Origin of the sequence: Terrabacter tumescens, assembly GCF_014646815.1 — a bacterium.
GTDB classification, from domain to species: domain Bacteria; phylum Actinomycetota; class Actinomycetes; order Actinomycetales; family Dermatophilaceae; genus Terrabacter; species Terrabacter tumescens.
This window is the reverse complement of sequence record NZ_BMNZ01000004.1, coordinates 355,703-377,759: the sequence shown is the minus strand read 5'-3', so window position 1 is coordinate 377,759 and position 22,057 is coordinate 355,703. Positions and strand designations below refer to the sequence as shown.

The 22,057-nt window shown below is 69.7% G+C and carries 15 protein-coding genes, 1 tRNA gene and 1 pseudogene; 7 read left to right on the top strand and 10 right to left on the bottom strand.

Annotated features, from left to right (window positions below; translation table 11 throughout):
- Positions 1-136: 136 nt before the first annotated feature.
- Positions 137-2,980 carry a phosphoenolpyruvate carboxylase gene (ppc, locus tag IEY30_RS12180; protein WP_030196320.1) on the top strand — a complete coding sequence of 948 codons (2,844 nt, stop codon included), beginning with the start codon at positions 137-139 and terminating at the stop codon, positions 2,978-2,980.
- Positions 2,981-3,115: 135 nt separating this feature from the next.
- Here ppc and IEY30_RS12175 read toward each other — a convergent pair whose 3' ends face one another.
- Entirely contained in the window at positions 3,116-4,099 is a 984-nt protein-coding gene (locus tag IEY30_RS12175) for a helix-turn-helix transcriptional regulator (RefSeq protein ID WP_030196319.1), read from the bottom strand.
- Between the two features lie 61 nt (positions 4,100-4,160).
- Between IEY30_RS12175 and IEY30_RS12170 the strand changes: the two genes are divergently transcribed.
- Together IEY30_RS12170 and IEY30_RS12165 are read left to right on the top strand one after the other, a co-directional pair.
- The gene (locus IEY30_RS12170; protein ID WP_229674965.1) at positions 4,161-4,742 is read left to right on the top strand and encodes a DinB family protein; all 582 of its coding nucleotides are present in this window, start codon (positions 4,161-4,163) and stop codon (positions 4,740-4,742) included.
- Positions 4,743-4,756: 14 nt separating this feature from the next.
- Positions 4,757-5,365 (top strand): DinB family protein, encoded by a 609-nt coding sequence (locus tag IEY30_RS12165; protein ID WP_030196317.1) that lies wholly within the window; start codon positions 4,757-4,759, stop codon positions 5,363-5,365.
- A gap of 413 nt (positions 5,366-5,778) precedes the next feature.
- Here IEY30_RS12165 and IEY30_RS12160 read toward each other — a convergent pair whose 3' ends face one another.
- From IEY30_RS12160 to IEY30_RS12150, 3 genes are all read right to left on the bottom strand, one after another.
- Positions 5,779-6,147 (bottom strand): GatB/YqeY domain-containing protein, encoded by a 369-nt coding sequence (locus IEY30_RS12160; protein WP_052358428.1) that lies wholly within the window; start codon positions 6,145-6,147, stop codon positions 5,779-5,781.
- 122 nt (positions 6,148-6,269) lie between these two features.
- Positions 6,270-8,591, bottom strand: a complete 2,322-nt coding sequence (locus tag IEY30_RS12155) for an immune inhibitor A domain-containing protein (RefSeq protein WP_030196312.1) — start codon at positions 8,589-8,591, stop codon at positions 6,270-6,272.
- 107 nt (positions 8,592-8,698) lie between these two features.
- Positions 8,699-9,436 carry a dienelactone hydrolase family protein gene (locus IEY30_RS12150; protein ID WP_043416493.1) on the bottom strand — a complete coding sequence of 246 codons (738 nt, stop codon included), beginning with the start codon at positions 9,434-9,436 and terminating at the stop codon, positions 8,699-8,701.
- A 70-nt stretch (positions 9,437-9,506) separates the two neighbouring features.
- On the opposite strand from IEY30_RS12150, the gene IEY30_RS12145 reads away from it, so the two are divergent.
- From IEY30_RS12145 to IEY30_RS12135, 3 genes are all read left to right on the top strand, one after another.
- Positions 9,507-10,364 (top strand): CPBP family intramembrane glutamic endopeptidase, encoded by an 858-nt coding sequence (locus IEY30_RS12145; protein ID WP_030196304.1) that lies wholly within the window; start codon positions 9,507-9,509, stop codon positions 10,362-10,364.
- A gap of 100 nt (positions 10,365-10,464) precedes the next feature.
- On the top strand, positions 10,465-12,060 hold the full coding sequence (locus IEY30_RS12140; protein ID WP_030196301.1) for a dolichyl-phosphate-mannose--protein mannosyltransferase: 1,596 nt from the start codon (positions 10,465-10,467) through the stop codon (positions 12,058-12,060).
- Positions 12,061-12,131: 71 nt separating this feature from the next.
- Positions 12,132-12,207 (top strand) — tRNA-Ala (locus tag IEY30_RS12135).
- Positions 12,208-12,265: 58 nt separating this feature from the next.
- On the opposite strand, the gene IEY30_RS12130 is transcribed toward IEY30_RS12135, so the two are convergent.
- The 5 genes from IEY30_RS12130 to IEY30_RS12110 all read right to left on the bottom strand — a co-directional run bounded on the left by IEY30_RS12130 (position 12,266) and on the right by IEY30_RS12110 (position 17,679).
- Positions 12,266-13,348, bottom strand: coding sequence for a tyrosine-type recombinase/integrase (locus IEY30_RS12130; RefSeq protein ID WP_030196299.1), 1,083 nt, complete (start codon positions 13,346-13,348; stop codon positions 12,266-12,268).
- Positions 13,345-13,557: a helix-turn-helix transcriptional regulator gene (locus IEY30_RS12125; protein ID WP_030196298.1), complete on the bottom strand. Its 213-nt coding sequence runs from the start codon at positions 13,555-13,557 to the stop codon at positions 13,345-13,347. The genes IEY30_RS12130 and IEY30_RS12125 overlap by 4 nt, the downstream gene beginning before the upstream one ends.
- Positions 13,554-15,128, bottom strand: a complete 1,575-nt coding sequence (locus IEY30_RS12120; RefSeq protein WP_188960135.1) for a replication initiator — start codon at positions 15,126-15,128, stop codon at positions 13,554-13,556. The genes IEY30_RS12125 and IEY30_RS12120 overlap by 4 nt, the downstream gene beginning before the upstream one ends.
- A gap of 401 nt (positions 15,129-15,529) precedes the next feature.
- The gene (locus IEY30_RS12115) at positions 15,530-16,222 is read right to left on the bottom strand and encodes a response regulator (protein WP_030196290.1); all 693 of its coding nucleotides are present in this window, start codon (positions 16,220-16,222) and stop codon (positions 15,530-15,532) included.
- Positions 16,219-17,679 (bottom strand): sensor histidine kinase, encoded by a 1,461-nt coding sequence (locus IEY30_RS12110; protein WP_188960134.1) that lies wholly within the window; start codon positions 17,677-17,679, stop codon positions 16,219-16,221. The genes IEY30_RS12115 and IEY30_RS12110 overlap by 4 nt, the downstream gene beginning before the upstream one ends.
- Positions 17,680-17,762: 83 nt before the next feature.
- On the opposite strand from IEY30_RS12110, the gene IEY30_RS12105 reads away from it, so the two are divergent.
- A complete protein-coding gene (locus IEY30_RS12105) occupies positions 17,763-19,715 on the top strand; it encodes an APC family permease (protein WP_052358425.1) in 1,953 nt (650 codons plus the stop codon).
- A 39-nt stretch (positions 19,716-19,754) separates the two neighbouring features.
- On the opposite strand, the pseudogene IEY30_RS12100 reads toward IEY30_RS12105, so the two are convergent.
- Positions 19,755-21,702 (bottom strand): annotated as a pseudogene (locus tag IEY30_RS12100) (APC family permease).
- Positions 21,703-22,057 lie beyond the last annotated feature (355 nt).

The window sequence follows — 22,057 nt, the reverse complement described above, 5'->3', positions numbered from 1 at the left end:
GTCATCCTCGCAGCGGTCGCAGGCCCGCATGCCACGCGACCTCGGCGCGGTCACCCCGGCCGGGCGACGTGCCGGCGCCCGTCCCCATGGTGGGACACGACACACGTCCGAAACCTCGACGCGGTACGACTGGACCATGACCGACCACGGCCACACCACGACCGAGCAGCTCCTCGAGGCCGACCGCCGCGAGCCGGACGCCGCGACGTTCGCCTCCGGGGTCTCGTCGGCGCAGCAGCATGCAGCACTGCGAGCGTCGGTGCGACAGCTGGGCACCCTCCTCGGCGAGGCGCTCACGCGGCACGAGGGTCCGGAGCTGCTCGCACTCGTCGAGCAGGTCCGCGCCCTGGCCCGCGAGCCCGAGGACGACGACCTGCGCGCGCTGCTCGACGGCGTCGACGCCCCGACGGCCGTCGTCCTGGCCCGGGCGTTCACCGCCTACTTCCAGCTCGTCAACGTCACCGAGCAGCTGCACCGTGGGCAGGAGCTCGCGGCCGTCGACGAGGCGCCGCTCGCGGGCACGGTGCGGCGCATCGGCGAGGCGCTCGAGGCCGGCACGCTCGAGCGTGACGAGCTGGAGTCCGTGCTGGCCCGGCTCGAGTACCGCCCGGTGTTCACGGCCCACCCGACCGAGGCCACGCGCCGCACGGTCCTCAACCTGCTTCGGCGCATCGCCGTCACCGTCACCGAGCTCGAGGACCCGCGCCGGCCGGCGTCCGAGGGGCCGCGCGCCGAGCGCCGGCTCGCCGAGCTCGTCGACATGATGTGGCAGACCGACGAGCTGCGCATCGTGCGACCGGAGCCCACCGACGAGGCGCGCACCGCGATGCACACCCTGCGCTTCCTCGCCGAGCAGGTGGTCCCCGACCTGCTCGCCGAGCTCGACCGGACCCTGGCCGGCATCGGCGTGCAGCTGCCGCCGTCGGCGCGTCCGCTGCGTTTCGGGGCCTGGGCCGGCGGCGACCGTGACGGCAACCCCAACGTGACGCCCGAGGTCACCCTCGCGGTCATCGGCCTGCAGCACGAAGCCGGGCTCAGCGAGCTCGTCGACAAGCTCGACCACATGCTGCACGAGCTGTCGTCCTCGACGCGCTTCGTCGAGGTCACCGACGCCCTGCGCGACAGCCTCGAGCGCGACGCCGCAGCGCTGCCGGTGACCTACGACGCGGTGCGTCGCCTCAACGCCGAGGAGCCCTACCGCCTCAAGCTGAGCTTCATCCGCGTGCGCCTGCTGCGCACCCGCGACCGGCTCGCGCACGGCACGCCGCACGAGCCGGGCCGCGACTACTCGAGCTTCGACGAGCTGCTCGAGGACCTCGTCCTCATCCGCGAGTCGATGCTGGCGGGCGGGGACACCCTGACCGGCGACGGCGCGATCCTGCGGCTGATCCGCGCCGCCGTCGCGACGGGGACGGGGCTGGCCACGCTCGACGTGCGCGAGCACAGCGCCAAGCACCACGCCGCCCTCGCGGAGCTCTACGACCGCATCGGCGAGCTCGACACGCCCTACCGGGAGCTCGACCGCCCGGCCCGGATCGCGTTGCTGTCGCGGGAGATGGCCTCGCGCCGGCCGCTGACGGGCGTCGGGCTCGGCGTGCACGACGTCGGCGAGGCCGCCGCCGGCTCGTTGTCGCTCATGACCGCGATCCGCCAGGCCCTCGACGCCTACGGGCCCGAGGCGATCGAGACCTACATCGTGTCGATGACCCACGACGTCGACGACCTCTTCGCCGTCGTCGTCCTCGCCCGCGAGGCAGGGCTGCTCGATCTCGGCACCGGGTCGACGCCCGCCACGGCGCGCATCGGCTTCGCTCCCCTCTTCGAGACCGTCGCCGAGCTGGAGGCCGCCGGCCCGCTGCTCGAGGCGCTGCTCTCCGACGCGTCCTACCGCCGGGTCGTCGCGGCCCGCGGCGACGTGCAGGAGATCATGCTCGGCTACTCCGACTCCTCCAAGGATGCGGGAATCGCCGCGTCGCAGTGGCAGATCCACCGCGCCCAGCGGGCCCTGCGTGACGTCGCGCGCGAGCACGGCGTCACGCTGCGCCTCTTCCACGGCCGGGGCGGCTCGGTCGGCCGCGGCGGGGGTCCCACCGGCGAGGCGATCCTGTCGCAGCCCTACGGCAGCCTCGACGGCCCGATCAAGATCACCGAGCAGGGCGAGGTCATCAGCGACAAGTACACGCTGCCCGGGCTGGCCCGGTTCAACCTCGAGACCGCCCTCGCGGCGGTCCTCGAGGCGTCGGTCCTGCACCGTCGCTCGCTGCTCCCCCGCGACGTCCTCGACGGCTGGAACGGGACGATGGACCTCGTCGCGGGCCGGGGCCAGGACGCCTACCGCGGGCTGGTCGGCGACGCGCGCCTCGTGCCCTTCTTCGTCTCAGCCACGCCGGTCGACGAGCTGGGCAAGATGAACATCGGCTCCCGCCCGGCCAAGCGCCCCGGTGGCGACGGCGGCCTCGAGGACCTTCGGGCGATCCCGTGGGTGTTCGGCTGGACCCAGTCGCGGATCATCCTGCCGGGCTGGTTCGGCGTGGGCTCCGGCCTCGCCGCGGCACGGGAGGACGGCCGGGAGCGCACCCTGCGCGAGATGTACGGCTCGTGGTCCTTCTTCCGCACCTTCCTCTCGAACGTGCAGATGACGCTGACGAAGTCGGACCTCGACATCGCGGCCGGCTACGTCCGCACCCTCGTGCCCGACGAGGTCGCCGGCGTCTTCGACGTCATCCGCGAGGAGCACGCGCGCACCGTCGAGGAGGTGCTGCGCGTGACCGGCCAGAAGGAGCTGCTCGAGTCGGCTCCGGTGCTGCGTCGCACGCTGGACCTGCGCGACAGCTACCTCGCGCCGCTGCACGCGCTGCAGACCTCGCTCCTCGCGCGCTCGCGTGCCGTGCCCGACGACGTCGAGCCCGACGCCGATGTCCAGCGGGCCCTGCTCCTGACGATCAACGGCATCGCCGCGGGACTGCGCAACACCGGCTGAGCCCGTTCGACGTGTGACGACGGGGCCGCTCGACACTCGAGTGGCCTCCCCGCCCCACCCACCCGTGTGACGACGGGGCCACTCGAGTGTGGGGATGGCGTATGCCGTGTGGCGGGCTTGCGCCCGTGGGTGCGGTCAGCCCGCGGCTGACTCGCCGGCGGCGCGGAGCATCCGGGCCGCCTGCTCGCGCATGACGTCCCGTAGCTCCGGCGGGTCGAGGACCGTCATCTCCCACGGCAGCGCGCCGATGTGCATCGCCATGAAGCCGAGGTGGTTGCCGCCTGCCTCGAAGACGCAGGCGTGCGGCCCGTCCGCCGTCACCGTGCCGACCGAGACCGGGATCTGCTTCTCCACCAGTGCTTTCGGGGCCTCGATGCGCACCCGCGCGACGTGGTCGTAGGCATCGCGCGAGATGGACCGCTGCACGTGCTCGGCCGCGTCGGGCGCGTCGTCCCGCGGGCGGAAACGCCACCCGCGCGTCTCGGCGTCGACCATCCGGTCGAGCCGGAAGGTGCGCCAGTCCTCGCGGTCTAGGTCGTAGGCGAGGAGGTACCAGCGACGGCCGGTGGCGACGAGGCGATAGGGCTCGACGCGGCGTTCGCCGGAACCGCGCGGGCCGGCATACGCGAAGGTGACGCGCTCGGTCTCGCGGCAGGCGCGGGCGAGGAGCAGCAGCGTCGCGGCGTCGACGGGGGTGGCACCGGAGTCGAGGGTGACGGTCGCCTCGTGGATGGCATCGACCTGGGCGCGGAGGCGCCCCGGGAGCACCTGGTCGAGCTTGGCGAGCGTGCGCACGGCGGCCTCGCCGAGCCCCTCGACGGTGCCACCGGCCGCGAGCCGCAGGCACACGGCGACGGCGACCGCCTCGGTGTCGTCGAGCAGCAGGGGCGGCAGCCGTCGTCCTGCATCGAGCTGGTAGCCGCCGCCGGCGCCGTGGGCGGCGTTGACCGGGTAGCCGAGGTCGCGCAGACGCTCGACGTCGCGCCGCACGCTCCGGGTCGTGACGCCGAGCCGCTCGGCGAGCTCGGTGCCGCTCCAGACCGGGCGGCTCTGCAGCAGGTCGAGCAGGCGGAGCACGCGGGCCGTCGTGCCGTTGCCGCCGTCGGACGTCGAGGACATGCCGACAGCCTCGCATGTTCTGCGGACAGGAACTGTCCTATATGGCTGCAAGGGTCGAGCCATGACAGAGACGACGCGCAGCACCATCAACTGGAACGAGACCCTCGTCGAGCAGGCCGACTGGCACTGGCAGCACCAGCTCCGCGCCCGCTTCGAGGGCCTGACCGACGAGGAGTACCTCTGGGAGCCGACGCCCGGCGCCTGGAATCTCCACCGTCGCGGCGAAGGCAGCACGGAGATCCAGGGCGGCGGCTCCGGCGAGATGACCATCGACTGGGCCTATCCCGCACCCGAGCCGACCCCCGTGACGACGATCGCCTGGCGGCTGGCCCACATCATCGTCGGAGTGCTCGGGGCTCGGGCCCACCACCACTTCGGCGCGCCCGAGGCCGACTACTTCACCTTCGACTACGCCGCAACGGCCGAGCAGGCGCTCGCCCAGCTGGACGGGGCGTATGCCGCCTGGTTCGACGGTGTGCGCAGCTGGGGCACCGAGGGGCTGACCGCGCCGTGCGGTCCGGCGGAGGGCCCGTTCGCCGAGGCCTCGCGAGCCACGCTCGTGCTGCACATCAACCGCGAGCTCATCCACCACGGCGCGGAGATCGCCCTGCTCCGTGACCTCTACGTCCACCGCAACGACTGAGAGCAGGCAGCGCCATGGCAGCACACGTCCCACCCGTCGCCGACGAGCGCGAGAGCCTCATCGCCTATCTCGACCAGCAGCGCGACGCCTTTGCCACCGTCGCCTTCGGCCTCACCGAGGAGCAGATCCGGCTCGCCCCGACCGCAGGCACGCTCAGCATCGGCGGACTCGTCAAGCACGTCACGACGTGCGAGCGTGGCTGGACCGAGCGGATGGCCGCCGCGCCCGAGGCGCCGGCGCCACCCGACCGGTCCGTGGAGGAGCAGGCGACCGCCTGGGGCGAGGACTTCCGGGTCACCGACGGCGACACCCTCGAGTCCCTGCTGGCTGCACTGGCGGCCCAGGGTGACGTGACGCGCGAGGTGCTGCGCAGCGCGGACCTGGCCGCCCCGGTGCCCGTGCCGCGCGACGCCCCGTGGTTCCCTCACGACGTCGAGGCCTGGTCGGTGCGCTGGGTCGCGATGCACCTCGTCGAGGAGCTCGCTCGTCACGCCGGCCACGCCGACATCGTCCGCGAGACCATCGACGGGGCCACGATGTACGAGCTCGTCGCCGCCCGTGAGGGGTGGCCCGAGACACCGTGGCTCAAGCCCTGGCGACCGGCGTCCGCGACCCTCGCCTGACGGAGGCCGCGAGTCGGAAAGCGTTGCAGCACAAGGCGAAGGGCCCTTGGGAGTATGAGTCTCAAGGGCCCTTCTGGGGTGATCGGTCGTTGGTGACGCTCCCGATCGACTTCTCGTCGTCTCCGGTCCCGGCCGCCTCGTCACCCGGCTGCCGCGGTGGGTTGCCCCACCGGGTGGACCCTCGTCTCCGAGTCGTCCCGCTCTCCCCGAAGGAAGGGCGTGAGAGATTTCTATCCCCGCTGGCGGGGGTCCGCAAGGGCTTTGCCGAAACTTCTCGGCGGTCCACAGGACGACGGCGTGTCGTCCACAGAGCGGGGGCTCTTCTCCACACGTCCACAGGGGCGGTGCACAGCTTGTGCACCGCCCCTGTGGACGACGGCGGCCAGCCGGGCGGGCCGTTCGAGCCCGTCGAGCTACCCGAGCTCGCCGAGAACCGAGCGCAGCAGCGCGGCCCCGGCGGCCGCCGACCGGGCCCGCTCGCTGTCACCGGCCGCGGCATACGCCGCCTGCGCCTCGACGAGCGACTGCACCTCCGCAGCGACGACGGAGCGCTCGGTCGCGTCGTCGAGCCGGCGGCGCTCGGCCTCCGTGACCCCGAGGCCGAGCGCCGCTCCGGCCACGTCGGCGGAGGCGGTGCCGGCCCGGCCGTCGCCTGCAGGAACGGCTTCGGCGTTCTCGATGGCGGCCACAGCGGTGCGCAGCACGCTGACCGCCTCCCGGTCGCGCTCGCGCATCGCCGTGGTGAGACGGGACCGCAGGGCAGCTCGCAGCGTCGAGGACATGCCGAGACCGTATGCCGTCGGCTGCGTTGCGCACCAACGATTTTGGACCGCGCCTGGCATGACGGAGCGGGCGTGGACGTGTCCCGCCCGCTCCGTCACCCCGTGTGGTGCAGCTGAACCTGCTACTTGTTGACCGTCACCTGCATGAAGTCACCCTGCGTCGACGTGCTGACGACGCGGATCTTCGTGCCCGTGCTCGGCACCGGGACGCTGGACCAGCCGAAGTTGCCGATCGACGGGTTCGGCGCCACCCAGTAGCTCTTCGAGTCGTCGAAGACCGGGTTGGCCGGCAGGTTGCCGTAGCACTGCGACGTCGTCGACGACGTGTGCAGGCAGACCCGGTCGGTCCGCTCGAGCCCGAAGGTCGAGTCGTAGGACTGGAACCGGGGGCGCCACACCTTGCCGTTGTCGGGACGCAGCAGCAGGGACGGGTGGGCGTCGACAGGCAGGTAGAGCCCTCCGCACCGCCCGGCCGCGCAGTTGTCCCCGACGTTGTTGTCGGCGAACGAGGTGTCGTAGTACCAGACGAGGAGGCCGTCCTGGTACGGGTAGCGCTCCGTCCAGTTCGGCTTCGTGTCAGGGAAGCCGAAGTTGTACGGACCGGTCTTGAGGCCGGCGTCGTAGCCACGGTAGTTGCGGTACTCGGCGAAGTAGGCGTTGAAGTACGACTGCGTGATCTTGCCGGTCGTCCGGGTGAATCCCTTGTAGTCCCAACCCGGGTCGGTCTCGGCACCGTCGGTGGGCAGTCCGGTGATCGCGACGTCGTCGACGCCGAAGCCGGCGCCCACCGTCGCACCGTCGGTCCAGTAGCGGAAGCCGAGCGTCACCGTCTGCCCGGCGTAGGCGCTGAGGTCGGCCGTGAGGTCGACCCAGCTCCCGCCCGTCGAGCCGGTGATGCCGTTGCCGAAGTTCTGCCCGTTCGGGTTGGTGGCGGTGGAGCGGTTCGTCGCGACCGGGTTGCCGTTGACCGTGAGGTACGCGTAGTCCCAGTCCTGCTCGATGGCATAGCGCGCCTTGGCCGTGAGCCCGACCGTGCCGGCGGGCAGCGTCACGGAGCGCGTCATCGCGTTGTCGAGGTCGTTGCCGGAGCCGGAGTGGTAGAAGTACGTGCCGGCGAACGGGCCGCCGATGTCCGTCGTGACCTGCTTGTCGGGCAGGACCGTCACGAGCTGCTGGGCCTGCTTCGTCGTCGCCGACGCCGGACCGAGCTTGACCGCCGCGGACTGTCCGGGTCCGACGAGCTGGTAGTTCGACCAGCCGAGGAAGATCTTCTCGTAGGCCGACATGGGGATCGGCTTGGTCCCGATGCCGTCCTCGGGCTTGCCCGAGCTGCCGTAGGAGCCGGACGAGTAGAGCGTCCAGAAGCCGGTCGAGTTCTCGGCGCCGCCGGTGTTGCCGGAGGTGTCGTAGAGGTCGGGCAGGCCGAGGTCGTGGCCGAACTCGTGGCTGAAGACGCCGACGCCACCGTTCTCCGGCTCGACGGTGTAGTCGCCGATCCAGAGGTTGGAGCTGCCGACCTGGATCCCGCCGAGCTTGTTGTTCGACGGGCCGGTGAAGCCGATGTTGTTGTAGTAGGCGTACCACCGGTGCGACCAGATGGCGTCGGTGCCCTGCGCGCCGCCGCCGGTCTCCTCGCCCTCGCCGGCGTGCACCGACTGGAAGTGGTCGATGTAGCCGTCGGGCTCGTTGAAGTTGCCGTCGCCGTCGTAGTCGTAGCGGTCCCAGACGTCGTACTTGGCGAGCGCCGCGTTGATCTGTGCCGGGGTCTTGCCCACCGCGACCTGGGCGGCGTACCAGGCGTTGACGGAGTCGCGAACGAAGAGCCACGTGCGGGCGCAGACGATACCGCCGCAGTAGTTCGAGCCGTAGTTCGCCTCGTTGAAGGGTACCGTCACCCAGTCGGTCACGTCGCCGTTGACGGTGTAGCGGTTGGAGCTCTGCTCCTTGTAGAAGTTGCGCATCGAGACGGCACCAGGCGTGTCTGCGAAGAGCAGGTTCGTGAAGTACTCGGGGCTGAAGTCAGAGGTCCAGATGGTCGAGTTGTCGACCGAGCGGTCGGGTGCCGGGATCTGGTTGTGCTGGGGTCCGGGCGCCCCTCCGTAGGTGGTGTTGACCGAGCTGCCGAACTGGCCGAGCACGGTCCAGATCGTGTCCTCGCCCGTCCGGGCCAGCTCGACGTACTGGCCCTTGGCGATCTTGGCGACCTTGGTGTCCGGGGCGAGCTTGCCCGACAGCTTCAGCTGGACGCCCTTGGTGCGCAGCGACTGCTGCTTCTTGCCGAGCGGGTGCGCGAGGCTGTCGCGCCCCTGCTGGGCCTGCGGTTCGGCACCCGGGCCACCTGCACCCGGTGCTGCGGTCACGGCCGAGGCGGCCGTGGAGTACGACCCGAAGGTGAGGGCGATCGCGAGTGCGCCCGCCGGTATCGCCAGAACTTTCTTCCTCATTGGACAAGCCCTTCGACGCTGGACTCCCCCGAGGCGCGGGCACGTGCGCGCGCATCGGCAGCGTATTGCCGGCGCTCGGTCCGCGAGGGGTGTTTCCCAGACTTCGTTCAGGCTGCTGGCATGAGACGTTCACGAAGGAACCCGACGACCGCCTCGACCGCGTCCGGGTGCCGCTCGGCGGTGAGCGTGGCGTGCCCCGACCCGTCGAGCTCCACCCGGCGGAACCCGTCGCCCAGGGCTGCGGTGAGCGTCTCGAAGCGCGTGCCCGTGGCCCAGTCGTCGCGGTAGCGCACCCCGAGCACCGGGCACCCGGCGCGGACGCGATCCTGCACGGCCACGAGGTCGCCCGCGTCGAGACCCACGTCGGCGGCACGACGCACCCCGAGCGGGACGGGCACGGCCGGCTGGGCCACGACGGGGGCCGCGACCGACGGGTCGACCATCATCGCCAGGGCGAAGCCGCCCGTGAAGCACATCCCCACGGCCCCCACCCCGACGCCCCCCAGCTCGGCGTGCAGGTGCCGCGAGAGGCTGCGGAGCCAGCCGGCCACCGGTGTCGTGCGCCCCGTCGCCACCATGGTGAACTCCCGCCCGACGCACAGGCGTGGGATGACACGAGCGGCCTCCGCCCGTCGAGGGGCCTCGTGCGCACTGCCGAAGAAGTGCGGCATGACGACGGTGAAGCCCTCGTCGACGAGCTCCCCGCCGAAACGCACGACCTCGGGCGTGAGGCCCGGGCTCTCGTGCATGACGATGACGCCCGGCCCCTCGCCGTCGCGGTAGGTCGGGAACTCGAAGCCGTCGGCCGCGTGCGCCCCACGGCGCCAGCCGGAGAGCAGCGACATGCCAGCGACAGTACGCCGGCCTCCTGTCCGCCGCGCTGTCCGTCAAGCAGGACGAAGTTACGCTGGCGCCATGTCGACCCCAGCGACCACAGCGACCACGGAGCGCGCACGGTTTGCCGGACTGCTCGCGCCGTCGGAGCGCGATCCCGCCCCGGTCAGCGACCCGGCGGCGCAGCGCGGCCTGCGCCGCGAGACGGTGCTCGTCCTCGGGGTCAGCCTGGGCTCGTCGGCCGTCTACGCCGTGCTCAGCATCATCGAGAAGCTGACCCGACCCACTCCGCTGTCGCAGCAGACGACGGCGATGAACCAGTCGGCGACGCCGGGTCGTCCCTGGCTCGACCTCGCCTACCAGCTCGCCGGCATCGTGCTGCCGCTCGTGGCGGTCGCGCTCGCCCTCTACCTGCTGAACCACATCCACCGGCCCGCCGGTGACGTGCGCGCCGGCCACTTCGTCGGCTTCGACCGGCGCGAGCCCGGGCGCGACGCCCTGCGGGGGCTCGGCCTCGCGGCCGTCATCGGCATCCCGGGGCTCGGCTTCTACTTCCTCGCCAAGGCCATCGGCATCAACACGCAGGTGTCGGCCGCGAACCTCGAGGCGGTGTGGTGGTCGGCGCCCGTGCTCGTGCTGGCCGCCATCGAGAACGCCGTGCTCGAGGAGGTCATCATGGTCGGCTACCTCTTCACGAGGTGGCGCCAGTCCGGGTGGTCCTGGCCCCTCGTCATCGGGCTCTCGGCGGTGATCCGCGGCAGCTACCACCTCTACCAGGGCTTCGGCGGCTTCGCCGGCAACATCGTCATGGGCCTCGTCCTCGGGCTCGTCTTCGTGCGGACCCGGCGCGTCATGCCGCTCGTCGTCTGCCACGCCATCCTCGACACGGTGGCCTTCGTGGGCTACTCGGTCCTGCAGGCCCGCGGCATCTCGCTCTGACGCCGGCGGGCGTCCCGGCCGTGCGCCCGGCAGTGCACCCAGCCGTGCGCCCGGCGACGCGTGCGCGACCCACCCAGCCACACTGCATACGATGGCGCCCATGAACTCGGCCAGGCAGGTGCGCGCTCGCCTGCTCGGAGACCAGGCCGACGACTTCCGCCTGACCCGCCGCACGGCCGGGCGCATCGCCTGGCTCGGCTGGGGAGGCCCGCTCTTCTTCATGCTCGTCGGCGGCTTCATGCGCTTCTGGCACGTCGGGGCGCCGCACCAGCTCGTCTTCGACGAGACGTACTACGTCAAGCAGGGCTGGTCGATGGTCCTGTACTGGTTCGAGATGAAGAACGACCAGCTGCTGCAGGACGCCAACCAGGTCGACCAGCACTTCACCGCCAACGACCCGATGGTCTACGGCACCGAGGGCGACTTCGTCGTGCACCCCCCGGTCGGCAAGTGGCTCATCGGGTGGGGCGAGTCGCCGTTCGGCATCCTCAACTCGTTCGGCTGGCGTTTCGCCGCCGTGCTCGCCGGCACCATCTCGATCCTCATGCTCGGACGCATCGCCCGGCGGCTCTTCCGCTCCGACCTGCTCGGCACGGTTGCTGCGGCCCTGCTCGCCTTCGAGGGGCACCACTTCGTGCACTCGCGCACGGGGCTGCTCGACATCTTCGTCATGTTCTTCGGGCTCGCGGCGTTCGGGGCGCTGCTCATCGACCGCGACAAGGCGCGAGAGGTCCTGGCCCGCAAGGTCGGTGACCGCGCGCGGGCTGCCACGTCCTGGCTGGGGCCGTGGCTCGGCTGGCGACCGTGGCGATGGGTCGCGGGCATCATGCTCGGCCTGTGTGCCGGCGTGAAGTGGTCGGGCCTCTACTTCCTCGTCTTCTTCGGGCTGCTCACCGTCCTGTGGGACCTCGGTGCGCGACGTGCTGCCGGTGTGCGCGGCTGGTCGGTCGGCGGCGTCGTCAAGGACGGGCCGTATGCGTTCGTGCAGCTCGTCGTCACCGGCGTCGTCACGTACGTCGCGACGTGGACCGGCTGGATCCTCACCAAGGGCGGGTCGTTCCGCACGTGGGCGGAGAACAACCCGGACACCGCGCACGGCTGGCTGCCCGACTGGTGGCGCTCGCTCTGGGCCTACCACCAGCAGATGTACGCGTCGACGCAGGCGATCACGAGCTCGCACCCGTACCAGACGAACCCGTGGTCCTGGCTCATCCAGGGGCGGCCGACGTCGTTCTTCTACGAGGGCCCCAAGAAGGGCGCGGACGGCTGCCTCGTCGAGCAGTGCAGCAAGGCGATCACCTCGATCGGCACCGTGTCGATATGGTGGGGCGGCACGATCGCGATCTTCGTGCTGCTCTTCATGTGGGCGCTACGCCGCGACTGGCGCGCCGGCGCGATCCTGTGCGCGCTCTTCGCCGGCTACCTGCCGTGGTTCTTCCTCGGCGACCGGACGATCTACTCCTTCTACGCGGTGGCCTTCGTGCCCTACGTCGTGCTCGCCTGCGTCTACGTCCTGGGCCTCATCATCGGTGGCCGGGAGGCGTCGCTGACCCGTCGTCGCGTGGGCTACGGCGTCATGGGTGCCTTCGTGCTGGTGTCGATCGGGTTGTTTGCGTTCTTCCACCCGATCTACGTGGCGGACGTCATCCCACTCTCGGACTGGCAGGCCCGGATGTGGTTCCCCAGCTGGGTCTGAGGGCGACGTCGGCTTCGCCCGGGTCGATTGGGTATGCCGGTCGGCGTGGTGTTATCGTTCCTTCGCACCAAGGGGCTGTGGCGCAGTTGGTAGCGCGTCTCGTTCGCAATGAGAAGGTCAGGGGTTCGAATCCCCTCAGCTCCACCAGACGGAAACCCCGTCCCACCTGCGGAAACGCGCAGGAGGGTGCGGGGTTCTCTCTTTGTCATCCGCCCGTCTCCTGCCGATGTGTCCCCCCGGTGTCCCCCGGGGTCACATTGAGCCTCGCCAGACCCGCCAGATCGGCACCGGTCCCGAGGAAGTGCAGGTACCGGTTCGTCGTACCGATGGACTCGTGTCCCATCCACGCCTGGACGGTTCCCGGGTCGACGCCGCGCGCGAGCCAGAGGCACGCCGCGGTGTGGCGCAGGTCGTGGATCCGGCGTCCTCGGCCGGTGGCCGGCCACTGCAGGGTGCGCAGTACGGCCGACCGGTGAAGCTGCGACCCACGCTCGGTTGTGAGGAGCAAGTCACCGGGTGCCTTGCCGACGCTCATGGCCAGCACGAGTGGGAGCACCCGGTTGGCGAGCGGAACACGTCGCGAGGAACGACCCTTGGTCGACTTCACCGCGCCACCCTCCGGCTGCGATCGACGGACGAGCAGTCCCGGCGTCGGGACCTCGACGACGTCGGCGACCCGCAGCGACCGGGCTTCAGCCCACCGCAGGCCGGTCCATGCGAGGACGAGGAGGATGTCCGCGAGCCGGGGCGCCGTGGAGTGCCAGGTGGCGTAGACCTCCTCGAGCTCCGCCTCGCTGAAGGGGTCCATCTCATCGGGCTCGTCGGACTGCCGCGGGACGCGCACGCCGGTGACCGGGTTGGTCAGGATGAGCTTCTCGCGCACACACCAGCTGAAGAACGACGACAGGCTGGCGCGAAAACGGACGACGGACCCCTCGGCGAGACCCACGGCGAGCAGGGCCTCGAAGGAGCGGGCGACTTCTCTGCCCGAGACGGCCGACACCTGCAGAGCGAGCATGCTCGTCGGCATCAGGCGGGGCAGGTCCTGGTCGGCGCGAAACGTCTTGGCAGCCACCGTGACCCGCCGGACCTCCAGCCACCGTTGGACGAGGGGCCTGACCCGCTCCCGTCCGGCGCGCGGGTCGACGCCGCCGGTCAGGGCTGCCCGCTCCCGGTCTAGCCAGGCCTTGGCCTCGCGTCGGGTGTCGAAGACCTTGCTGGCGACGCCCACCCGTCCGCTCTTGAGCCGAGCCCGGAAGCGGCCGTTGGGCATCTTGCTGATGCTCATGCCGCCATCCGCTCGAGCCACTTGGTCACGTCCTCGGGCCGGTACCGCGGGGCGTACGGCGAGAGCCACACGACCCGCGGCCCGTGTCCCGTCTGGCGCCAGCGGCACAGCGTTGCTGGGGAGACCTGCAACGCGACTGCCACCTCGCGCGAGGTCAGCAGCACCGGCAGAGGCGGGGGCTGCTGGTCCCCTGACTGATCTTCCTTCATGTCTGAGCTCCTTTCTCGGTCAGTGCTTTTCGTGCCTTCGCTGCTCGCTCTTGGGCGTACTCGCGGGCGCGGGCGGCGGCGGCTTTGGCGAGCTCGGCGTCGCCGTCGGTGTCCCAGCCGGTCCCGGCGTAGGTCCAGTGCCCGATGACGAGGGTGGTCTCCTCCGTGTCGTCCTGCAGGAGGTCGTCGAGGTCGCGGACGTGGAGGTTTCGGCCCTCGCGGTTGGCGGCGGTCAGGGCGCGTTCGTAGCAGACCCGGCGCCGGCGCAGCTGCCCGAGGGTGACCGAGTAGCGACGAGACTTGGTGGAGAAGTGGCCGCGGAAGCCGAGCATGTGCCGCCACTTGAAGAGCAGCCCGTACGGGTGCTCCCGCAGCGGGATCCCGTCGCGGCGGGCGTCGGAGTGGATCCGGTCGGTCACCTCCGCGATAGTGGCCCGCAACCGTCGCGCGTGGGGGCTGTCGGTGTTGGTGGAGTCGGTGGCGGACTTCGTCGCGTACTTGGCCAGGTAGCCGGCGACCTGTTCCGGGGTCAGCGCCCGGTCCGGGTCGTCGGTCCGGCGCGTGGCGGCGATGGGGCGGGAGTCGAGCTGGGTGCCGAACCGGAGCCGGCGCACCACGTCACCCTCGTGCAGCGGCGGCGCGTCGAAGACCACCCCGGCGGCGGCCTGCTCGACCAGGTCTGCCAGCAGGCCCGCGGTCAGGCCGGCTGGCGCAGTGGCGAACCCGTTCACCGACTTGGGGCCGTCGAGGCGGATGAGTGCGTGGAAGTGGACGACGCCCCGGAGTTGGTACTCGGCGACCTTGGCGTACTGCACCGTCACCAGATGCGCGAGCTTGGATTCGGGGACGCTGAGGGTCTTGGCGAGGGCGCGGCGCAGGTCGATGGTGAACCGGCGCCACAGCTCGGGCGACCACCACTGCCAGACGAGGTGGCTCTGGTAGTCGTAGCAGTCCCGACACAACGGTTGCCCGAGCTGCTCGTCGCAGTCGGCGTGCCGGTGGTGGCAGACCGTCGACCGTCCGTGCTCGCAGCTCCGGTTCTGGCCCTTGGGGGTGAAGGGGCGGCAGGTGCGGCCGCCGCGGGTGCCGTGGACCAGCCCGAACGAGGGCGCGGTCAAGGTGGCGAACACCAGCGGGTTCTCACCCACCTGCTCGGGGACACCTTTGCCGCCGGTTACCCCGGCACGGATCAGGTGGAACGTGTCCGCGGCGTACAACCTCGAGCAGGACGGGCACTCGGCGGCGCGACGGTTGCCGCAACGCACGTGCAGGACCCCGAGCGGGCTGTCGGCCGAGGAGAACGACGAGACGACCTCGCCCGTGGCCGTGTCGACGGTGTCGGAGTGGCCGTGGAGGCGGATCGGTCTGGCGCAGTGACCGACCCGGGAGGCGGCCTCGGACCAGGCGTCGAAGTCCCGCGACAGCAACCGCGCAATCACCTGCGCCTCGGTGCAGGCGTCGAGGTGGCCGAGGTCCAGCGGGTGACCCTCACCGGCTGTACCCTCACCAGCCTGCTCGGCGGTACGGAGGGGGACGGCGTCCCAGACGCGGTCTCGTGTTTCCCGGGTCATCGTCGGCCACCCCCTTCCCTATCCGGTCCGGGTGGGTGTGCCGTGCAGGTACTGCGGCTCCCGCTGCACGGCACACCCGGTCCGAAAGGGCGGCCCAGAAACGATCGAGAAGAAGATGCCGGCGTCGCGGGGAGCCGCGCATACGCCAGGTCATGTCAAGAATCACGAAGAAGATGGCGGACCTGAGGATGCGTATCGTGTGTATGGCGGCTATTCGTGGGGATGGCCTCTGGCCGGGGTGGGGAGCCGACCCCAGGGCATCAAGCCCTCATGTTCTTGTCAGTTCAAGTGGTGAGCTTTTGTGTTGGTTTGTCCGCACTCCCACCATCCAGACCCGGACTGCCAGATGAAGAAGAAACACGCCGATATGCGGCGGCCCAATCTCCTGCCATGCGGCGCCGCTATGGACGGAAGCGATATCCCATCCCTGGTTCCGTGAGGAAGTGACGTGGCCTCGTGGGTTCCGTCTCGAGCTTGCGACGGAGTTGCGTCATGTAGAGCCGGAGGTTGGCCTGCTGGTTGAGGTAGGTAGGTCCCCACACCTCGATGAGCAGCTGACGCTGAGACATGAGCTTCCCTGGTTGCCGCACGAGAGCCTCGAGGAGGCTCCACTCGGTCGGCGTGAGGTGCACGGTCTCCGACTGTCCAGCTTGTCGGGCGCGAAGGACCACTTTGTCGGCGAGGTCGACCGTGACGTCGCCGAACTCGACACGAGGGGCTATGGCGTCCCCCGACGGAGCGCGACGGGTGACCGCCCGGATGCGCGCTAGCAGCTCGTCCATGCCGAAGGGCTTTGTCACGTAGTCGTCGGCTCCGGCATCGAGGGCAGCGACCTTGTCGGGGCCTCCGCCCCTGCCCGAAAGGACGATGATGGGCACATCGCTCCAACCCCGTACGCCGTGGATGACGTCGACGCCGTCGAGATCGGGCAGTCCGAGGTCGAGGATGACGAGGTCTGGAGATACAGCGGCGACGGTCTTGAGCGCTTCCGCGCCTGATGTGGCGACGTGGACGTCGTGGTGGCGGGCGCGCAGGTTGATCCGCAGGGCGCGGGCGAGTTGCGGATCGTCGTCCACGACGAGCACGCGGGTCATGAGGATGTGTCTGGGTCGAGGGGCAGGTCGAGAATCATGGTCAGACCCCCGCCCGGAGTATCTGCGGGCGTGAGGGTTCCCCCCATCGCCTCGACCAAGCCTCGGGACAGCGCCAACCCGATCCCGAGGCCAGCGGTGTTGTCGGTGTCGCCGAGCCGCTGGAAAGGGCTGAAAATCCGTGCTCGGTCGCTCGGCGGGATACCGCGTCCGTGGTCGATGACGAGGAGCTCGACGCGGTCGCGTCGCGGGCGCGCGGTCACAGTGGGGGGTACGGTTCCGGATGGTGCATGACGCAGGGCGTTGCCGATGACATTCACCAGAGCCCGGACGATGAGGGCGGCATCGCCCGTGACGGCGGGAAGGTCATCGGGCAGGTCGACGACGACCTTCGCCGCGTCGGGTCCGAGCTCGTCGAGCACCGGAGGGAGCAGCTCATCGAGCCATAGCGTCTGGGTGAGGACGGTGAGCGCCCCAGTGCGCAGCCGCGACAGGTCGAGCAGGTCGGAGACGAGCGAGGCGAGCCGAGCGAGCGACTCACCCGCCGTGGCAAGCAGCTCGTCGCGCTCGTCGTCGGTCCAGCTGACATCTCGGCTTCGCAGGCTGCTGACGGCCGCGGTGGCGGACGCCAGCGGCGTTCGCAAGTCGTGCCCGACCGCGGCCAGCAGCGCGTCACGCAGCCGCTCGGATGCTTCCAGCCGAGCTGCCAAGGCAGCAGCGCGCGCCAGCTCGTCACGCTCGAGCAGCGCCTGGACTTGTGCGGCGAAGGCGCCGAGAATGGTCCGGTCGGACGCCCCGAGAGGACGCCCAGAGAGAGCGATGACCAGGTCATCCCCCGCCGACACGTGAACGTCAGCCATCTCCGGCGAAGAGGGAGCATCGGATCCGCTAGCGTCGATCACGAGCCATTTCGATGACGCCGGAGACTCCCTGCGCAGCAGGCTCGCTGACGTCATCCCGAAGGCGTGCCGCATGTGCTCGAGCAGGGTCGGCAACGCGTCCTCACCGCGCAGGGTCGCTCGAGCCACGTCTGAGAGCGTCCGGGCCTCGGCAGCCGCTCGTGCCGCCGTCGAAGCGGTCGATGCAGCCCGGTGGACGACGGCGCTGACGAGCAGTCCCACTGCCACGAACCCGACGACGGTCCAGATGTTGTGGGGCTCGCCGATCTGCAATGTGCGCACGGGCGGGATGAACCAGTAGTTGAGCAGAGTCGAACTCAACAGCGCGCACACGACCGCGGCCCACAGCCCTCCGACAAGGGCGGTGACGATGACGGACAGCAGGAGCGCGAGCGCGTCACCGGCCAAACTGATGGCCGGACCCACCAAGACCAACCCAGCAGTAAGCGCCGTCGGCAGGACCACCGCCAGGGCCAGACCGAAGAAGCGGCGGGCACGCGAGAGGGCGGAGACGCTGGAAACCTCAGGCAGCACCCCGAACAACATTCCCTCTTGGCTCACGCCTGCATCCTTGCGCAATCCATGCAGCACATGCCGGAACCCTTGCAGGACCTATGCGGCCTCGCTCCTAGCGTCGAAGAGTGATGAACCAAATCTCGACGGCCAAACGGATCCTCGTCGGACGGCCCTTGCGCAACGACAACCTCGAAGAGACGTTGCTGCAGAAACGGATCGCCCTGCCGATCTTCGCCTCCGACCCGCTCTCCTCGGTGGCCTATGCCACGGAGGCGATTCTGAAGGTTCTCACTCTGGGCGGGCTGGCCTATCTCTACCTGGCGCCGTGGATCGCGGCCGCTGTCGTCGTTCTGCTCGTTGCCGTCGTGCTCTCATACCGCCAAGTCGTGATGGCCTACCCCAGCGGCGGCGGGTCCTATGAGGTCGTGCGAGAGAACCTCGGTCAGCGAGCGGCGATGGTCGTGGCCGCGTCGCTGATGGTCGACTACGTCATGACCGTGGCCGTGTCGGTCGCGGCGGGCATCGACAACATCATCTCCGCCGTCCCCGGCCTCAACGCGCAACGTGTCACGATCGCCGTCGCGGTCATCGCCGCGTTGACCCTCATGAACCTGCGAGGCACACGTGAGTCGGGACGGGCGTTCGCGGTGCCGACCTACGTCTTCGTGACCTGCATCCTGGCTGTCAGTGGTTTCGGTCTGGCGAAGGCACTCCTCGGGCTTGCCCCGGTCGCCGAGAGCGCTGGCTACGCCGTGCATGCCGAGCAGACGGGCCTGACCGGTCTAGCCCTGTTGTTCCTCGCGCTCAAGGCGTTCTCCTCCGGCTGCACTGCGCTCACGGGCGTCGAGGCGATCAGCAACGGAGTGCCTGCCTTCCGGACCCCCAAATCGCGCAACGCAGCCCGAACCCTCGTAGCCATGGGCGGCCTCGCCGTTGCAATGTTCGCCGGGATCACGATCCTCGCCCTCGTCGCCAAGGTCCACGTCGCGGACGACACCTGCGACCTCATCGGCTTCCGGGGGAACTGCGAGACGGACCCACAGCAAACCGTGATCGCCCAGCTCGCCTCGGCAGTGTTCGGCGCTGGGAGCGTCATGTTCTACGTCGTGCAGGCCTCGACGGCGCTGGTTCTCATCCTCGCCGCAAACACGGCCTACAACGGCTTCCCGATGCTCGCCTCGCTCCTTGCTCAACACCGCCTCATGCCGACTCAGCTGCGAACCAGAGGAGACCGGCTCGCCTACAGCAACGGCATCATCGGGCTCGCACTGATCGCAGGGCTGCTGATCGTCGCCTACCGAGCCGACGTCGACCAGCTGCTGCACCTTTACATCCTCGGCGTCTTCACCAGCTTCACCCTCAGCCAGGCCGGCATGGTCCGGCACTGGAACCGGGAGCTCCAACGAGTCATCGCGCCCGGCGTCCGTCACCGCATCAACGCCGCCCGCCTCGTGAACACGTTCGGGGCGACACTCACCGGCCTCGTCCTGATCATCGTGCTGGTCACCAAGTTCACCGGCGGTGCCTACCTCGTCGTCATCGCCGTGCCCCTGCTCTGCCTGCTCATGCGCGGCATTCACCGCCACTACGCCAGGATCAGCAGGGAGCTGAGCCCCACCGGTGACGCCCGGCTGCTGCCGAGCCGAGTCCACGCACTCGTACTCGTCTCCCAGGTCAACGAGCCAGCGCTGCGTGCCATCGCGTACGCGCGCGCCACCCGCCCGTCCACACTCACGGCCCTCACCGTCTGCGTCGACCCGGACCAGGTCCACACCATCGAGCACCAGTGGGTTGAGGCCGACCTTCCCGTGTCGCTCACGATGCTCGACTCTCCGTTCCGCGACATCACCGCTCCGCTCGTGGAGCATGTGCAACACCTGCGATCGGACAACCCGCACGACCTGGTCGTCGTCTTCATCCCCGAGTACGTCATCGACCGGTGGTGGGAAGGCATCCTGCACAACCAGAGCGCCCTGCGCCTCAAGCTGCGCCTGCTCACGCTGCCCGGCGTCGTTGTGACGAGCGTGCCCTACCACCTTCGCCCAGCCACCACCCACGAGCCGGCAACCCTGCGCGTGTAGCCAGGTCCTACCCCGCTGACGGACGCCGACCAGTGCAAGTCAGCCGCCCACGTGGATGAGGGGTCGTCGCCGCTCGTCCGGCTCTGCCCGGCGCAGAATCTCGTGGACCAACGGCGGGACGTCCCCTTCGCCGGCGATGAGGAACCGCAGCACGTTCTGCCCGGGCGCCTTCTGGCTCCACTCGAAGTAGGCGTGCGGCGGCTTGCTCATCCGGTCGCGCACGTCCAGCAGCACCGCCGCAAGCACGTTGGGCACCGAGGGGCCAATGGCGCGCAGCACGTAATGGCCGCCCACGACGGCCGAGGTCACGTGAACCGTCGTCTCGAAGTCGCTGGCGTCGCTAATCTCGACCTCGAGGAAGATCGCACCCTGACGGGCGTTGAGGTGGTTGAACATCCGCACGTCGAGCGACTTCTCGCGGTACTCCTGGCGGTCACCGGCCTGGCGCTTGTTAGCGATGAACCGCATAGGCTGCGGCCCTGCCACAGCATCCTCCAGCATCTTCGTCGCCGCTTCGTCGTAGACGACCTGAAGCACCCGAAGCTCGGTGGAGCGCGCGATGCGCGACCAGACGCTGATGACGATGATCAAGGCGATGAAGATGCCGGCGATCAGCAGGCCCTCGGGCCGGTCGACGATGGTGACGGCGAAGGTATAGACGAAGATCGCGCTCACCACGGCGAAAAACGCGGCTGTGCCGCGGTGGCCACGGCGAAGCTCGCTGAGAAAGACAGCGATCGCGGCCGACGTCATCAAAGCCAGGACACCTGTGGCGTACGCGCCCGCCTGCTCGTCGACGCTGGCCCGGAAGGCCAGGGTCACGACAGCGGCGATGGTGGACAGGACGAGGACGAGAGGGCGGGTTGAGCGGGCCCAATCCGGGGCCATGCCATAGCGCGGCAGGTATCGGGGAACGATGTTGAGCAGGCCTGCCATGGCGGAGGCGCCGGCGAACCAGAGGATCCCGATGGTTGCGGCGTCGTAGACAGTTCCGAACGCGTCGCCGAAGAGCTCGTGCGCCAGGTACGCCAGGGCCCGGCCGTTGGCCTCTCCGCCCGGCTGGAATTGCTCGGCCGGGATCAGCAGGGTCGTGACCAGCGAGCTGCCGAGCAGCATCACGCTCATAATGAGCGCCGCCGTTGTCAGCAGTTTCTTCGCGTTGCGAATGCGGCCCGACGGATTGGCCTCGGTGTCGTCCCGGTCCCCCTTCACCAGGGGCATCACCACGACGCCGGTCTCGAAACCAGACAGCCCCAAGGCCAAGGCGGGAAAGACCAGCAGCGCGGCGCCGATGATGCCGAAGGGAGCCGAGTGGGCCGCAGTCATCGCGGAGACCCAGTCGCTCACAGCCGTCGGATGATCCCTGAGCTCGAGCGCTGCGCGGCCGATCACGACGAGGCTCAGACCCAGATAGGCGGCAACGAGGACAACCGCGATCCCGATCGCCTCCTTGAACCCCTTCAGGAACACCGCGGCCAATGCCGCCAACAAGGCCAAGGTCACCGGCACATTGCGCCCGTTCAGCACGTCGTGCAAGAACGGGTTCTCGATCAGGTGCGCGGTCGCGTCGGCCGCCGAAAGGGTGATGGTGATGATGAATCCGGTCGCGACGAAGCCGATCAGGCACCAGCACAAGCACCTTGCTCGGCCAGTACGACAGGAGACGCTCGAGCATCGACAGGCTGCCATCGCCGTGCGGGCTTTCCACGGCGACCCTGCGGTACATCGGCAAGGCCGCGAAGACCGTGATCAAGACCAAGACCAATGTCGCGACCGGTGAGAGGGCCCCAGCGGCCAGAGCGGCGATCCCGGGTTGATATCCCAAAGTCGAGAAGTAGTCCACGCCCGTCAGGCACATGACCCGCCACCACGGCTGCACATGTTCGTTGGCGGTCGCTTCCCGCTCTTTCTCATAATAGCCGCCGGGGTCGGCCTCTTCAGCGTCCAGCAGCCACCGCCGGAGGGACGACTGCTCGCGTTGGTGCATGGTCACGAACGCTGAGTCTAGAGGTCACCAGAACGCCCAAGCCGGTCCGCTGGCCGGCCGAAGACGGTGACTCAACTCTGTCCGGGGCAGCCCTCCGCCCTACGCCAGGCGCCTGCGGTAGAACTGGAGACGTGACAGGCACCATCATCCTCGTCGCCGCCGGCGTCATCGTACTTGTGTACTTCGCGTACCTGTTGGGACGTGACCGGCGCCGCTGACAGGTTCGCGGCGGCGGCGTACGCGAACGCGACCTCAACGGTCCCCGTCTCGGTACGAGACCTCCCCTCGCCGGCTCGCGCAGGCCAGGCCGGTATCCAGACAGCAGCCGGGCTCGTGATGACTTTCTGTACTGGCT